The organism is Thermodesulfovibrio sp. 1176, from assembly GCF_029946585.1.
Taxonomy (GTDB): Bacteria; Nitrospirota; Thermodesulfovibrionia; order Thermodesulfovibrionales; family Thermodesulfovibrionaceae; genus Thermodesulfovibrio.
In genome coordinates this window covers 196,423-209,521 of sequence record NZ_JARZRZ010000002.1, presented here as the reverse complement: position 1 = coordinate 209,521, position 13,099 = coordinate 196,423, and the positions used below count along the sequence as shown (strand labels likewise).

Below are 13,099 nucleotides of genomic sequence, written 5' to 3'. Positions count from 1 at the left end.
CACTGATTTTGTCATTCCGAAGGAGTATGAGCGACTGAGGAATCTCCTCATTTTTCATCAGATAGATTCTTTAATGAGAGATTCCTTAGGGTATTGAACCCCTCGGAATGACTGCATAAACGAAATATTGCTTTTATTCTGTATCGGCAATTTTAGGTTATACTTATCTTATTTTTTAAGAAAGGAGTTTAATTTTTGCATCTTATCAAATGGATATTTCCAATTGAAACATTTTTCAGTCCTGCTTTTAAAGAAGCCTCATGGCAATCTTCAGCTAATTTTTTTGATGTAAGAGGTAGATCACTCATATAAAAATGGGGATAAAAGGCAAGTAAACGATAGGGAATTTTAGGATTCAATGAGGCAATAAAATTAGCGATTTTGCTTACTTCTTCGGAATCTATATATCCAGGGACTAAAAGAGTGCTTGCAATAAGAAGTGGCGGAGATGGTCTTTTGTCAAAAAACTTTGCTACATAGGCAAAATTCTCCAGAGTTCTCCTGTTTGAAACTCCTGTTAATGCAATATGAAGAGGCTCATCCCATGCTTTAATATCAAATTTGATACATCCACCAGAAATAAGGCTCAATTCAATCATCTTTTCAAGATAAGCTTTATGAACTGATCCATTTGTTTCCCAGCATATTCTTAATATTTTCTCCTTTTTTTCTCTGATAGCTCTTCGGGATGCCTCAAGGGCAAAAACTATTTGTGGTGAAGGATCTCCACCAAAGTAGCATATGCAGGATACAGCTGGAGTAATGCTTTTCAATAATTCATCAACTGTTCTTATTCTTGACTTAAAGGTCTCTTCTTTAAAGTGCCAGTTTTGACAATAAAGGCAATTAAAAGAGCAGGCATGAAAAAATACTGCAAGATTATAATATCCGTATTCAGCTCCTTTGGTATAAGCAAAATCTGGATATCCAGAGCCAGTTCCTGCTGGGCAAACCCAATCTGCAACACAGTTTGTTGGAAGAGGATCAAGATACCAGCTAAGTTTTCCATAGCCATATGGAGGTACAATCAATTTCCCATTTTCATTTTTTCTTAATCCGCAGTATCCATATTCACCAGATGGAATCTTACATTCATTTACGCATATTTTACATTGAATTCCTGTCTCTGCCTTTGGTGGAAATGGAGGTAATCCATAAGCAAGTCTACTTTCTTTATGAGATTCTGATGATACTTCTATAGCTTCTTCCGGATATTTTCTAATACAACTTAAACAAACCCCTGGATATTTAGCAATGTAAGAAGAAGATTCATTACATATTTTACAAACACCCATATTTAATTATAAAAATCTTCCCCATGCGCAGTAATAGTCAAACTGATCATCATAAATACGGAGTCTCTTTTTGATAACGAATATTCGATGTAAAATTATTCCGAAAACAAAACCTCCTATATGAGCCCACCAGGCAACTCCTCCTACATCAGTTGGGGAGAGAAGAGAACCAAGTCCTGAAAAAAGTTGAATAAAAAACCACATTAAAATATAAAAAATGGCAGGAAGGGAAAAAAAGAATGGGAAAAAAAGAATGGGAAAAAGAGTTATTACTCTTGCATGGGGAAACATTATCATATAGGCACCTAAAACTCCTGATATTGCTCCAGAGGCTCCAACTGTGGGAATCATTGAGCTTGGATTTATAAGACAGTGAATCCAGCTTGCACCAAATCCGCAAAGCAAATAAAAAATTAAAAATCTAAATGAACCCATCTTGTCTTCCACATTATCAGCAAAAATAAACATGATCCACATATTACTTATTAAATGAAACCAGCCACCATGAAGAAACATACTTGTCAAAAAAGGAAGATAGTAAAAGGGGTCAATGGGAAGGGAGCTTACAAGCATGTATTTTGCAGGAATTAAACCAAAAATATGAAATAAATAATCTAAATCTTCTGGTGTCAACATTAGTTCAAAAATAAAAATTATTGAATTTAAAGCAATAATAAGCCATGTCATATAGGGAGTATATCTTCTTGGAAGACAATCCCTTATTGGTATCATTTTACTTCACTCCTTTTTTATTGATATTGCTTTGATGATTGTTGGTAAAATTTATCTTAACAGGGATGTTTTTAGAATGAATAATGCGCAAAAGAGTATCTAAAAAATTAGGCATCTTTGTAAATGAATAAATCCATAAGTTTAAAACCCTCTTCTATTTGAATATCAGGAGAAGTAATAATTTCCTCTGAAAATTTTCTATTTTTTGAGTATTCTTTTCTACTATCATAAATTACAAAGGGAACTGGCTCAGCAGTATGAGTTTTTACTTTTACTGGAGTTGGATGATCTGGAAGAAGAAGAATTTTAAATTCCTTAAATCTTTTTGAAGCCCCATCAAGAATCCTTTTAACAACAATGCTGTCAATGTCCTCAAGGGCTTTAATTTTCAGTTTATAATCTCCCTGATGTCCAGCCTCATCGGGTGCTTCAATATGAATATAAACAAAATCAACTCTTTCTAAGGCATTCAAAGCATACTCAGCCTTGCCAGCATAGTTTGTATCTATCCAGCCTGTTGCACCTGGAACATTTATTATGTGAAATCCTGCCAAAATTCCAAGCCCCTTTGTAAGGTCTACAGCAGAAATTAAAGCACCTGAAACTCCATATTTTTCTTTAAATGTTGGCAAAGAGGGAGTTTTACCCTGTCCCCAGAGCCATATACTGTTTGCAGGTTTTTTACCTTCTGAAATTCTTTTTTTATTAACTGGATGATCTTTGAGAATATCTATTGACTTAAAAATAAGCTCTGTCAGAATTTGTGAATTTTTCCCTATTGGAAGATACATAGATATTTCTTTTCCTGTAATGTCATGGGGTGGAGTGCATTCCACATCTTCAGAACCACCTTTCCATAACATTATGTGTCTATAACTTATTCCCGGATAAAACTTTAATTGGTCATTGCCAAGTTTTGAGTTTACTTCCTCAATAAGAATTTTTGCTTCTTCAGAAGTAATATGCCCAGCTGAGTAATCTTCCATTAAAATTCTTTTTTTATCTAAGATTTTTAATGTTACGAGATTGCACCTGTATGCCACATCATCTTTAGACAAATTTAATCCCATACTCACAGCTTCAAGTGGAGCTCTTCCAGTATAATAAACTCTCGGATCATAGCCAAGAATACTCAAATTTGCTACATCACTTCCTGGAGAAAATCCCTGAGGAATATTTTTTACATAACCTGCTATTCCCTTTGAAGAAAGAAAATCCATGTTTGGAGTTTTAGCAACTTGAAGAGGTGTAAGCCCTCCAAGTTCTTCTAAAGGATAATCCGCTGCGCCATCAGGAACTATAACAATATATTTCATAAAAGTTTCTCCACAAAAGCTCTTACACTGTCTAAATCTGCTGGCAAGACACGAGGTTCATCAGCTACTTTGAAGACTGTATCAGGATCTTTAAGCCCATTCCCTGTAAGGGTGCAAACTACAGTTGAACCTTTTTTAAAATATCCCTCATTGTAAAGCTTTATAACACCAGCAACAGTGGCTGCACTTGCTGGCTCGCAAAATATTCCTTCATAGGAGGCAATCATTTTATAAGCTTTAAGTATTTCTTCATCAGTGACTATGTCTATTTTTCCACCAGATTCATCTCTTGCCTGTAAAGCGGTTGCCCAGCTTGCAGGATTCCCGATTCTTATTGCTGTGGCAATTGTTTCAGGTTTTTCAACAGGTCTACCAAGAACAATTGGAGCTGCTCCTGATGCCTGAAACCCGAGCATTTTAGGAAGCTCAGAGATTCTTCCTTTTTCTTTATATTCCTTGTATCCCTTCCAGTAAGCTGAAATATTTCCAGCATTTCCAACAGGTAGGACATGATAATCAGGAGACTGCCCAAGCTGATCACAAACTTCAAAGGCTGCTGACTTCTGTCCTTCAATTCTGTATGGATTTATTGAATTAACAAGAGTAATCGGGTATTCTTTAACAATTGCTCTTACAATATTTAAAGCCTGATCAAAATTTCCTTTAATCTGAATAACCACTGCTCCATGAATCATTGCCTGAACAAGTTTTCCAGTGGCAATTTTACCCTCTGGAATAAGAACAATTGCCTTTATTCCAGCTCGTGCAGCATAGGCTGAAGCTGAAGCAGAGGTATTTCCCGTTGATGCACAGATTACAGCACGAGAACCCTCTTCTAATGCCTTTGATATGGCAAGGGTCATTCCTCTGTCTTTAAAGGAACCTGTAGGATTTGCTCCATCAAACTTAAGATAAAGCTCTAAATCAATATTTAGTGCATTGGTAAGATTGTTTACCTTTACAAGAGGGGTATTACCCTCTAAAAGAGTTACAATAGGAGTTTTTTCGGTTACAGGAAAAAACTCGTAATACTCTCTTATAATTCCTTTCCAGGGCGATTTTGCATTCATGGCTATTCAATAATATCTCCTTCTATTAGTTCAACTACAACCCCCTGCTGTCTTAGGGAGTCAATGCCTTGTTGAAGATTTTCTTCAAGTCCTTCAAGTTCAAGAATCATCTCACCAAAGGTATCAGTTACTCTTGCTCTACGAATATTTGGCATGACATCGTATTTTTTTGCCATTCTAAACAGTACAGGCTCTTTAATTAATTCCTGCGGAAAGGTGAGCCTTACCCTTAATTTTTTAATCTCACCCATAAAATCCTCCTTAAAAATTCCCTCCTGCTATGGCAGGAACAATTGAAACTTCATCACCATCCTTTACCAGTGTTTCCTCTCCTTGAAGGAATCTTATATCTTCTTCATTAAGATAAACATTAATAAACCTTCTTATCTTACCATCCTGACAGAGTCTTTCTGCAAGCCCTGGATATTTTTTATCAAGGGCATTGATTATATCTATAATTTTTCCTGCCGGTGCTTCCACCACATCTTTACCATCTGTTAGTTTTTGAAGTGGTGTTGGAATCAAAACTTTTACTGCCATTTTTTACCTCCCCTTATCATTAATTCTTTTCAAAGCTTCTTCAAAGGAAGCAAGATTTGGTTTAATATGGTAAACTTCTGCTGTCTTGCCGTTTAAAACCTCTGCTGTTTTAAGTCCATTGCCAGTTATGCACAGAACCGTGCAATCCTTTTTGTCAATTTTGCCTTCTTTTAAAAGTTTAATGTAACAGGCAAGGGTAACTCCTCCTGCTGTCTCTGCAAATATTCCTTCAGTTTTTGAAAGAAGCTTTATTGCCTCAACTATCTCATCATCAGAGACATCCTCCATTGCACCACCACTTTCTTTTACTGCCTGCAAAGCATAAAATCCATCAGCAGGATTTCCTATAGCGAGAGACTTTGCTATGGTGTTAGGTTTAACAGGTCTTATTACATCTGTTCCCTGTTTGAATGCTGTAGAAATTGGAGAACATCCAGTTGCCTGAGCTCCGTATATTTTTGTTTCCAATTCTTTTAATATACCAAGTTCCTTAAATTCCTTAAGGGCTTTCCACACCTTTGTAAGAAGTGAACCACTTGCGCAGGGAACAACAATACTGTCTGGAGCTTTCCAACCAAGCTGTTCAACTATTTCAAATCCAATTGTTTTTGAACCTTCTGCATAAAAGGGTCTAATATTTATATTCACAAAAGCCCATCTATACTTGTTTGCAATTTCACTGCAAAGTCTGTTTACATCGTCATAATTACCATCAACAGCAACGAGATTTGGTTCATAAACGATAGAAGCAACAATTTTGCTTTGTTCCAATGTGGCAGGAATAAAAATAAATCTCTTAAATCCTGCCTTTGCACCATGAGCTGATACAGCATGGGCGAGATTTCCAGTAGATGCACAGGCAGCTGTGTCAAAGCCAAACTCCTTTGCCTTTGTAAGTGCAACAGCAACTACTCTATCTTTAAATGAAAGTGTAGGATGGGCAACTGTGTCATCTTTTATGTAAAGTTCTTTTACTCCAAGATATCTTGCAAGATTTTTAGCTTCCACCAAAGGTGTATAACCAGAATTAAGTCCAACCTGTGGTTCACCATCTATTGGTAAAAGCTCTTTATATCTCCATAATGTTTTTGGTCTTCTCTCTATAGTTCTTCTTGATAAGGCTTTCTTTATCTTTGCATAGTCATAGACTGCTTCAAGAGGACCAAAGCAGAATTCACACACATATATAGGCTCTACTGGATACTCTCTTGCGCATTCTCTGCATTTAAGTCCTTTTACATATTTCATTTCCCACCTCCTATTTCAATGGTTAATTTTTTATTTTAACATTTCTTTTATACTTATTTCGAAGCTGAAAGGTGTTCCTCTGAAATTTCTATCGGTAATTTCAGTAAGATTTATTTTGTTGAGAGATAGACATAAAAACAAATTATACATTAATCGAATTGATTATTAAAAAATATATTTGACCAGTAAAAAGACACAAATAACAACAACTATAAATATCCAAGTTAACAAATTAAAATATTTATCTATGAAAGCTCGAATAGGAAATCCGAATTTATAAATTAAAGATGACAAAATAAAAAATCTTGCACCTCGGCTGATTACTGACATGAAAACAAATATTAAAAAATTTGACTGAAAAAAACCTGCCAATATGGTGAAAACTTTATATGGAATTGGAGTAAAACCTGCAATACCTATAGCCCATGCTTCATATTTTATGAAATAATTTTTTACCATAATAAATTTATCATAATCAATGTAAAAAAACAGTATATTCTTTGCTAATTCCCAGAAATTTAGTCCTAAAAAATAACCAAAAATGCCTCCAAGCACTGAACCTATTGTGCAAATTGTGGCATAATAAAAAGCGTTCTTTGGTTTTGATAGCCCAAGAGAAATTAGAAGCACATCAGGTGGAACAGGGAAAAAGGATGCCTCTGTGAATGCAAGCACGAAGAGTGCAGGAGTTCCGTAGGGTGTATTTGCCCAATTTAAAACCCAACCATATAATCTCTTTAGCAATCGCACAGGTTATTATTATACCATTCTTTTAATTCTTAATTTTTCACCAATATATATCCTAAAATTGTCGATAGAAAATTCAAAGAGTGATTTTTTGACTCTAAGAGTCCTCTTAAGAGGGAATTTTTATCTAAATTTTTTCATTTACCTATCTTTTCCCTCCATTTCTGCCCTCCATTCCATCCTTCTCTAACTGTTTTTTTACAATTTTTACCCCCAAAAAAACAATACCCATCTATTTCTACTTCTACTACCTTATTGATTTTTCTATATCTTAAACACACAATCTTGCACATCGTCGCCTAAACTCACAGTAAGTGTATTTTGTTTTAATCATATATGTGAGCCTCTTTTATTTTTTTATTTCACCTATTGGATGATATTTTATATTACCCTTAAAATTAAAATCTTCAAAAGGAGACTCACTTGTTTGTATGTTTAATGGCAATTTTAGGTGTTGAAAACTTCCATGAGCGAAAGGTAGTCTTTTCTCTATCATAGATTTAGAACAACAAAAAATCCTACTTTTTGTCATAAAAATAGGGCAGAATTATAAAATTGTTCTTTTTTTTGGGAGGATATTTTTTGAGTCTATTTAATGCTATTTCATATAAAAGTTTTGTTTTTTCTTCATCTCTTGGCTTGCGCCTTATTTTTTTTATAATTTGACCCTCATTTATTAGTTCTTTTTTAACTAACTTTGAAACTCTCTTTAAATCTTCATATCTATACTCACTCATTTTTTCAATAATTTCTCAACTATATCTTCTATTTGCTCTTTTTTTGCTCTTTTTTTTAAATATTCTAAATCAATCTGTTCTTCCATCCTTTCTTTAATCTTTAATAGAATCTTTGCCCACAAAAAACTATCCTCATCCTTCCACCACTTATAAGCATTAAGTCTATCAATTATCAAATCCTCAATAGAAATAATTTTAACATTAAGATTTTCATCTATTAAAACTGCATTTACTCTCTTTTCTGCTTCCTCCCCTTCTTCAAGGCTACTTCCAAGCCAATCTATATAAATATCCAAATAATCATTTAACCAAACCCTTCCAGTTTTTTTAAAGCCCCAATTCTTTAATATTTCTTCAAGTAATGTAATGTCTGCCTTGATATCAATATCTCCTGTAGTGTAACTTCCTTGAGTATATATTTCAACTGCTAATCCTCCAACAATTATCGGCTCTTTTGCTCCTCTTTTCCTAAACTCTTCTGACAGCAAAGCCATAAAATATGCTTTTTTCTTAACTGGATCTTCAATCTTTTTTAATTCTTGTAATTGTTGCATAGTAATATTATAATTATTTTTTAAGCTTGCGATGAAATCTTTTCTAAAACATATAATTTTCAAAGGTGGGATTAAAATTTTTTTTGGACTTGGAAAAGTCTTAAAAAAAAAGCATCTCCCTAATGTTGCAAAATTCATAGGAAGCCTTCTTTACTTAATTCCATGGTCAAGAAAGCATATTGCTTTGGAAAATTTAAAAATCGCTTTCGGAAGTCAATACACTGAAAAGGAAGTTAAAAAAATTCTAAAAAGATTTATTCAGGAAGTTATTTTAATTACTCTTGAGATTGCCTTAATTATCAAAAAAGAAGAAAAATTAAGCCCCTGGGCATTAGCTGAAGGACTTACTCATCTTGACAATGCATTAAAAGAAGGTAAAGGAGTTATTGCATTAAGTGGACACATTGGAAACATTCCTGTAATGCTTGCATGGCTTGCTGAAAAAGGTTATCCTGTGGCAGTTCTTTTCAAAGAAGGAAAGTATTTACCTAAGGGATTTCTCTTTAACCTGATTAGCTCCTATAAAATCTATCCAATCCCTTTTCGCTCTGACAGAGAGGTTCCAAAAGAGATTATTAAAGCATTAAATAAAAATATGATAGTTTTTATACTTGCTGATCAAGCAAGACCCGGAATTTATGCGAAATTCTTTGGTAAGTATGTTCAATGTCAAAAAGGTGCCTTTGTAATTGCCTTAAGAAAGGGCTCTCCTGTTATTCCTGCATTCATTGTAAGAGAAAAGGACGGACACAAAATAAAAATTTTTGAGCAGATAGAAATGGAAGGCTCTAATTCCTTTAGCTCCACAATAAAAATGATTGAAAATTATAACTCAATACTTGAAAACTTAATAAAACTTCACCCAGAACAGTATTATTGGTTTCACAGGAGATTTAAGAAGATGCGTTCTTAAATCCTCTTGTGAATTCTATTATCCTGTTTATTGTCTCCTCTGATAGGTCATGTTCCATTTTGTGAACATCTCTCATTGCCGATTGTTCACTTACCTTCAAAATCTCCCTTAAAAATTTATAAAGAATTTTTTTTCTATTTTCAATTTTTTGAGCTATTTCAAGTCCTTTTTCTGTCAATGTGATGTATTCATATTTCTGATAATTAATAAGCCCCTTTTCTGCAAGACTTTTTACAGCAACCACTACACTGGAAAGCTTCACTCCCCGTCTTTTAGCAATATCCTTTATCCTTACAACAGGCGCTTCTTTTAAAATTTCAAAGATATCGAATAGATAATCTTCAAGATTTTCAGTTAATTCTAATTTTGTTTGTCCGTTCACATTTTAATTATAACATGAAAAATTTATATAGACTACCTATTGGATTTTTTAAAGCCTCTACTGTTTTAACTTAATTTTAAAAAATAGCCTCCTTCAAGTTTTTAAAAAAGAGAGGCAGGTAATAATCTGCCCCTCTTTTTACTTTCAATATTTAACTTTAATTCCTTCCATGTCTTCCTTCGTTATCTCTTTCCATCTCTTAAGCGTCCAGTTACCGACCCATTCTTTGAATAGCTTAAGATTTTTCTGTCTTTCTTCTTCATTTGAACCAAGATATTGATACATATTGCCTTGTTTACCAGCAGTTTTTCCGTCATCAAGCCTTCTCATCAAAGCACCTGTATCAGGCCAAGCAGTATAAAAAATTAAATGACTGTAAGTATCCATTCTTGGACCTTTTCCCATAGAAATCCATTTATCTTTTTCTTCCTTAAAGCCATAGTACTCGGGTGTGTCTGGGCCATGACAACTTAAACATTTTGAATCAAATAAAGGCTTAATGTGTTTTCTATAGGTTACCTCATCGGAAAATGATTCCGAAGCCGATAAAAAAATGATAGCTAAAATTGAAAATACAATAAATAATTTAATATTCTCAAAACTAAACCTCATTTTTCTTCCCTCCCTTTTAGCTCTTAATAAGAGAATCCAAAATTCTCATGTTTGATTTCACCTTGAAAAATCAAATTACAATAAGTTTTGATTTATTATTTTTTATCTCATAATCATCACCTCCTTTGGTTGATATTTTCTCTGAATACAATCGCATTTCGGAATTAGTTATCTTCTTTATTCCCTTTTTACTACAAGCTCCTGAAGCACATCCTGAACAATGTCCTTTCATTTTCCACAGGGATCGGTATAAAAGATATATAGCTCCTAAAAAAATTAACCATGCCACGATGATATCAATTATGGTCATTTTACCTCCTCCTAAAAACCCAAAAACCTGCCACCTTGATATATTAAAAAAGCAACAAGCCAAGCTATTATGGAGTGAATTAAAATTGTCTGACCGTATAACTTCCAGGAACCAAATTCCTGTCTCATGGCAATACCTACAACAACACATGGCCAGTAAAGTAGAACAAATACTAAAAATGCATAGGCATTAAGAGGTGTAAATATTTCCTGAAGTTTACTCTTAAGAGTTGTCATTTCCTCTTCTTCCTCTACCTGTAAACTCTTAATTCCAAATCCTGCAAGAAGGTTTTGAAAGGCATCTACTACCGCATTAAAGAAGGAAATCGCCACATTCTTTAAATCTTCCAAAAAGCCTTTTGTTCCTTCTTTCCCTTCTGAGTTGTCTTTTTGTCCATTATCTGTTCCATATATCTGGGCCATTGTACTTACTACTACTTCTTTTGCAATTAAACCTGCCACAAGGGAAGAAGATGCTTCCCATGTGCCAAATCCGAGGGGTTCAAATACAGGGCTTATTGTCTTTCCGACTCTTCCTAAAGCTGAGTTTTCCTTTTCAACTCCATAGGGTGTATTGAGCATAAACCACATGATAACAGATACAGCAAAAATATAAGTTCCCGCCTTTATGACAAAGTGTCTTAGTTTCTGCCAAGTATGAATCATAAGGTCTCTGAAAAGAGGAACTCTATAGGGAGGTAACTCCATTATGAACACTGGTGCAAAGCCTTTAAAAAGAGTTTTTTTGAGAACAAGTCCAAGCAAAATAGCCATGAAAATTCCAAGAACATAAAGAGACCAAAGAACTGTAGGTGCATTCTTAGCAAAAAAAGCACCGATGAATATAGCATAAACAGGAAGTCTTGCACCACACGACATAAGTGGCACAAGCATGGCTGTTAGTTTTCTGTCTCTTTCTGTTTCAAGAACACGGGTTGCATAAATTGATGGAACATTGCATCCAAAACCAAGAATTAAAGGAATAAATGATTTTCCATGAAGACCTATAGAATGCATAAGTCTGTCCATTATAAAGGCTACTCTTGCCATGTATCCACTTCCTTCAAGCAAAGTAATAATGAACATCATCACTGCAATTACAGGAATAAAAACAAGGACAGCTCCAACTCCTGCAATAATACCCTCTGTAACAAGGGATACGAACCATTCAGGACTTTTAGCAGCATTAAGTAACACAGTTGTCCATTTAGTCACAGGACCACTTATTACAGAATCAAGCCAGTCACTAAAAGGAGCTGAAAAATCAAAGGCAAGCTTGAATACAAACCACATAGCAATAAGAAATATAGGTATTCCAAGATATCTATTAAGAACAATTCTGTCAATTTTTTCTGTAAAATCAATATGTTTTTTCTCTCTCTTCTTTAAAACATCTCTGGTAACTCCATGGGCAATTCCATATCTTATGTCAGCAATTATAGATTCCATATCTTCATCATGGGATTTCAAAAAATGGGATACGGCCTGTTTAAGGAATTTTTCATCTCCCTTTAACCCTGTTTCTTTAAGAACCAATTCGTCATTTTCAAGTAATTTAAGAACAAGCCATCTTGAAGGATATCTGTTTAACAAACCAGGGTCATTTATCTTAAGAGCAGTCTCTACAATTTTTAATGACTCCTCTACATCTCCATAATTAAATTTTTTAGGAACAATGGGATTAATTCCACTGGCAAAATCTTTAAGAACCTGAAGAAGTTCCTTTATTCCTTCTTTTTTTGTTGCCACTGTTGGAATAGCTTTAACGCCAAGTAATTGTTCCAATTTTTCTATGTCAATTTCATAACCCTTCTTTTTTGCCTCATCATATATATTCAGAGCTATAACAACTGGAATATCAAGCTCAAGAAGTTGAATTGTAAGATATAGATTTCTTTCAAGATTTGTAGAGTCAACTACATCAATTATAAGATCAGGTTTTTCTTTCACAAGAAAATCTCTTGCAATTATCTCTTCTTGAGTATAGGGGCTAAGGCTGTATGTGCCGGGCAAATCAACAAGATTAATTGTCAGATCATCAAATTTTATAGTTGCTGTCTTTTTTTCAACGGTGACTCCAGGCCAGTTACCAACCTGTAGATTTGTGCCTGCAATAGCATTTATTAAAGTTGATTTACCTGAGTTCGGATTCCCAGCAACTGCTACTTTTATTTCTTTCATTCTATCACCTCTACATTTATCTGCTCAGCTTCACTTTTTCTTAATGAAAGATGATATCCCTTAACAACAATATCAATAGGGTCTCCCAGGGGAGCTATTTTTTCAACTTCAACAGTTTCTCCTGGCAACACTCCCATATCCATAAGCCTCCTTTTTATAGGACCCTTTGAATTAATTGAAGTAATTTTTGCCTTTTGACCTTTCTTTAATTCACTAAGATTCATTGAAGCCTCCTTACCATAATTTTCATTGCCATTCCTCTACCAATAGCTATTCGTGCTTCATCAATCCTTAAAAGTAAAGGACCATGTCCCTGATTGCTTACTACCTCAACAATTTTACCTGCAAAAATGCCTATATCTCTTAAATGATTAAATAGAGATTTACCTTTTTTTACAAAATCAATAATTTCAACTTTTTCACCACTTTCTATCAAAGCAAGGGGTATCATTCCTGCCCTCCA

The 13,099-nt window shown here is 34.2% G+C and carries 18 protein-coding genes; 1 reads left to right on the top strand and 17 read right to left on the bottom strand.

The genetic code is table 11. The annotated features are described in order from the left end of the window. Positions 1-188: 188 nt before the first annotated feature. The 11 genes from QI155_RS04875 to QI155_RS04825 form a co-directional block, all read right to left on the bottom strand. Positions 189-1,295 carry a radical SAM protein gene (locus QI155_RS04875; protein ID WP_068859468.1) on the bottom strand — a complete coding sequence of 369 codons (1,107 nt, stop codon included), beginning with the start codon at positions 1,293-1,295 and terminating at the stop codon, positions 189-191. A gap of 6 nt (positions 1,296-1,301) precedes the next feature. Then, complete coding sequence (locus QI155_RS04870; RefSeq protein WP_068859470.1) at positions 1,302-2,027, bottom strand: rhomboid family intramembrane serine protease; 726 nt, start codon at positions 2,025-2,027, stop codon at positions 1,302-1,304. Positions 2,028-2,134: 107 nt separating this feature from the next. Beyond that, entirely contained in the window at positions 2,135-3,343 is a 1,209-nt protein-coding gene (locus tag QI155_RS04865) for a cofactor-independent phosphoglycerate mutase (protein WP_068859472.1), read from the bottom strand. Next, the gene (thrC, locus tag QI155_RS04860) at positions 3,340-4,413 is read right to left on the bottom strand and encodes a threonine synthase (RefSeq protein ID WP_068859474.1); all 1,074 of its coding nucleotides are present in this window, start codon (positions 4,411-4,413) and stop codon (positions 3,340-3,342) included. The genes QI155_RS04865 and thrC (QI155_RS04860) overlap by 4 nt, the downstream gene beginning before the upstream one ends. A 2-nt stretch (positions 4,414-4,415) precedes the next feature. Next, the gene (locus QI155_RS04855) at positions 4,416-4,664 is read right to left on the bottom strand and encodes an NIL domain-containing protein (protein ID WP_068859476.1); all 249 of its coding nucleotides are present in this window, start codon (positions 4,662-4,664) and stop codon (positions 4,416-4,418) included. Positions 4,665-4,674: 10 nt separating this feature from the next. Next, positions 4,675-4,953: a MoaD/ThiS family protein gene (locus tag QI155_RS04850; protein ID WP_068859478.1), complete on the bottom strand. Its 279-nt coding sequence runs from the start codon at positions 4,951-4,953 to the stop codon at positions 4,675-4,677. Positions 4,954-4,956: 3 nt separating this feature from the next. Next, on the bottom strand, positions 4,957-6,201 hold the full coding sequence (gene thrC, locus QI155_RS04845) for a threonine synthase (protein WP_068859480.1): 1,245 nt from the start codon (positions 6,199-6,201) through the stop codon (positions 4,957-4,959). Between the two features lie 165 nt (positions 6,202-6,366). After that, positions 6,367-6,951, bottom strand: coding sequence for a YqaA family protein (locus tag QI155_RS04840; protein ID WP_068859482.1), 585 nt, complete (start codon positions 6,949-6,951; stop codon positions 6,367-6,369). A gap of 134 nt (positions 6,952-7,085) precedes the next feature. Continuing rightward, positions 7,086-7,241 carry a hypothetical protein gene (locus QI155_RS04835; RefSeq protein WP_159426683.1) on the bottom strand — a complete coding sequence of 52 codons (156 nt, stop codon included), beginning with the start codon at positions 7,239-7,241 and terminating at the stop codon, positions 7,086-7,088. Positions 7,242-7,466: 225 nt separating this feature from the next. Then, entirely contained in the window at positions 7,467-7,685 is a 219-nt protein-coding gene (locus QI155_RS04830) for a hypothetical protein (protein ID WP_068859484.1), read from the bottom strand. Beyond that, complete coding sequence (locus QI155_RS04825) at positions 7,682-8,239, bottom strand: DUF6036 family nucleotidyltransferase (RefSeq protein ID WP_281321225.1); 558 nt, start codon at positions 8,237-8,239, stop codon at positions 7,682-7,684. The genes QI155_RS04830 and QI155_RS04825 overlap by 4 nt, the downstream gene beginning before the upstream one ends. Positions 8,240-8,270: 31 nt before the next feature. Between QI155_RS04825 and QI155_RS04820 the strand changes: the two genes are divergently transcribed. Next, complete coding sequence (locus QI155_RS04820) at positions 8,271-9,152, top strand: lysophospholipid acyltransferase family protein (protein ID WP_281321224.1); 882 nt, start codon at positions 8,271-8,273, stop codon at positions 9,150-9,152. Here the strand turns inward: QI155_RS04820 and QI155_RS04815 are convergent. The 6 genes from QI155_RS04815 to QI155_RS04790 all read right to left on the bottom strand — a co-directional run bounded on the left by QI155_RS04815 (position 9,133) and on the right by QI155_RS04790 (position 13,087). Beyond that, positions 9,133-9,534, bottom strand: coding sequence for a metal-dependent transcriptional regulator (locus QI155_RS04815; protein ID WP_068859491.1), 402 nt, complete (start codon positions 9,532-9,534; stop codon positions 9,133-9,135). The genes QI155_RS04820 and QI155_RS04815 overlap by 20 nt on opposite strands. 144 nt (positions 9,535-9,678) lie before the next feature. Then, positions 9,679-10,146, bottom strand: a complete 468-nt coding sequence (locus tag QI155_RS04810; RefSeq protein WP_068859493.1) for a cytochrome C — start codon at positions 10,144-10,146, stop codon at positions 9,679-9,681. 70 nt (positions 10,147-10,216) lie between these two features. Continuing rightward, on the bottom strand, positions 10,217-10,456 hold the full coding sequence (locus QI155_RS04805; protein ID WP_068859495.1) for a FeoB-associated Cys-rich membrane protein: 240 nt from the start codon (positions 10,454-10,456) through the stop codon (positions 10,217-10,219). A gap of 11 nt (positions 10,457-10,467) precedes the next feature. Further along, on the bottom strand, positions 10,468-12,636 hold the full coding sequence (feoB, locus tag QI155_RS04800; protein WP_068859496.1) for a ferrous iron transport protein B: 2,169 nt from the start codon (positions 12,634-12,636) through the stop codon (positions 10,468-10,470). Then, a complete protein-coding gene (locus QI155_RS04795) occupies positions 12,633-12,860 on the bottom strand; it encodes a FeoA family protein (RefSeq protein ID WP_068859498.1) in 228 nt (75 codons plus the stop codon). Before QI155_RS04795 ends, feoB begins: the two co-directional genes overlap by 4 nt. Continuing rightward, on the bottom strand, positions 12,857-13,087 hold the full coding sequence (locus QI155_RS04790) for a ferrous iron transport protein A (RefSeq protein ID WP_068859501.1): 231 nt from the start codon (positions 13,085-13,087) through the stop codon (positions 12,857-12,859). Before QI155_RS04790 ends, QI155_RS04795 begins: the two co-directional genes overlap by 4 nt. Positions 13,088-13,099: the final 12 nt, after the last annotated feature.

Coding starts and splice junctions, on each gene's coding strand:
- QI155_RS04835 (WP_159426683.1), bottom strand. CDS start 7,241: ATGTGCAAGATTGTGTGTTTAAGATATAGAAAAATCAATAAGGTAGTA.
- QI155_RS04810 (WP_068859493.1), bottom strand. CDS start 10,146: ATGAGGTTTAGTTTTGAGAATATTAAATTATTTATTGTATTTTCAATT.
- QI155_RS04830 (WP_068859484.1), bottom strand. CDS start 7,685: ATGAGTGAGTATAGATATGAAGATTTAAAGAGAGTTTCAAAGTTAGTT.
- QI155_RS04865 (WP_068859472.1), bottom strand. CDS start 3,343: ATGAAATATATTGTTATAGTTCCTGATGGCGCAGCGGATTATCCTTTA.
- QI155_RS04790 (WP_068859501.1), bottom strand. CDS start 13,087: ATGATACCCCTTGCTTTGATAGAAAGTGGTGAAAAAGTTGAAATTATT.
- feoB (WP_068859496.1), bottom strand. CDS start 12,636: ATGAAAGAAATAAAAGTAGCAGTTGCTGGGAATCCGAACTCAGGTAAA.
- thrC (WP_068859480.1), bottom strand. CDS start 6,201: ATGAAATATGTAAAAGGACTTAAATGCAGAGAATGCGCAAGAGAGTAT.
- QI155_RS04850 (WP_068859478.1), bottom strand. CDS start 4,953: ATGGCAGTAAAAGTTTTGATTCCAACACCACTTCAAAAACTAACAGAT.
- thrC (WP_068859474.1), bottom strand. CDS start 4,413: ATGAATGCAAAATCGCCCTGGAAAGGAATTATAAGAGAGTATTACGAG.
- QI155_RS04875 (WP_068859468.1), bottom strand. CDS start 1,295: ATGGGTGTTTGTAAAATATGTAATGAATCTTCTTCTTACATTGCTAAA.
- QI155_RS04820 (WP_281321224.1), top strand. CDS start 8,271: ATGAAATCTTTTCTAAAACATATAATTTTCAAAGGTGGGATTAAAATT.
- QI155_RS04825 (WP_281321225.1), bottom strand. CDS start 8,239: ATGCAACAATTACAAGAATTAAAAAAGATTGAAGATCCAGTTAAGAAA.
- QI155_RS04805 (WP_068859495.1), bottom strand. CDS start 10,456: ATGACCATAATTGATATCATCGTGGCATGGTTAATTTTTTTAGGAGCT.
- QI155_RS04795 (WP_068859498.1), bottom strand. CDS start 12,860: ATGAATCTTAGTGAATTAAAGAAAGGTCAAAAGGCAAAAATTACTTCA.
- QI155_RS04855 (WP_068859476.1), bottom strand. CDS start 4,664: ATGGGTGAGATTAAAAAATTAAGGGTAAGGCTCACCTTTCCGCAGGAA.
- QI155_RS04870 (WP_068859470.1), bottom strand. CDS start 2,027: ATGATACCAATAAGGGATTGTCTTCCAAGAAGATATACTCCCTATATG.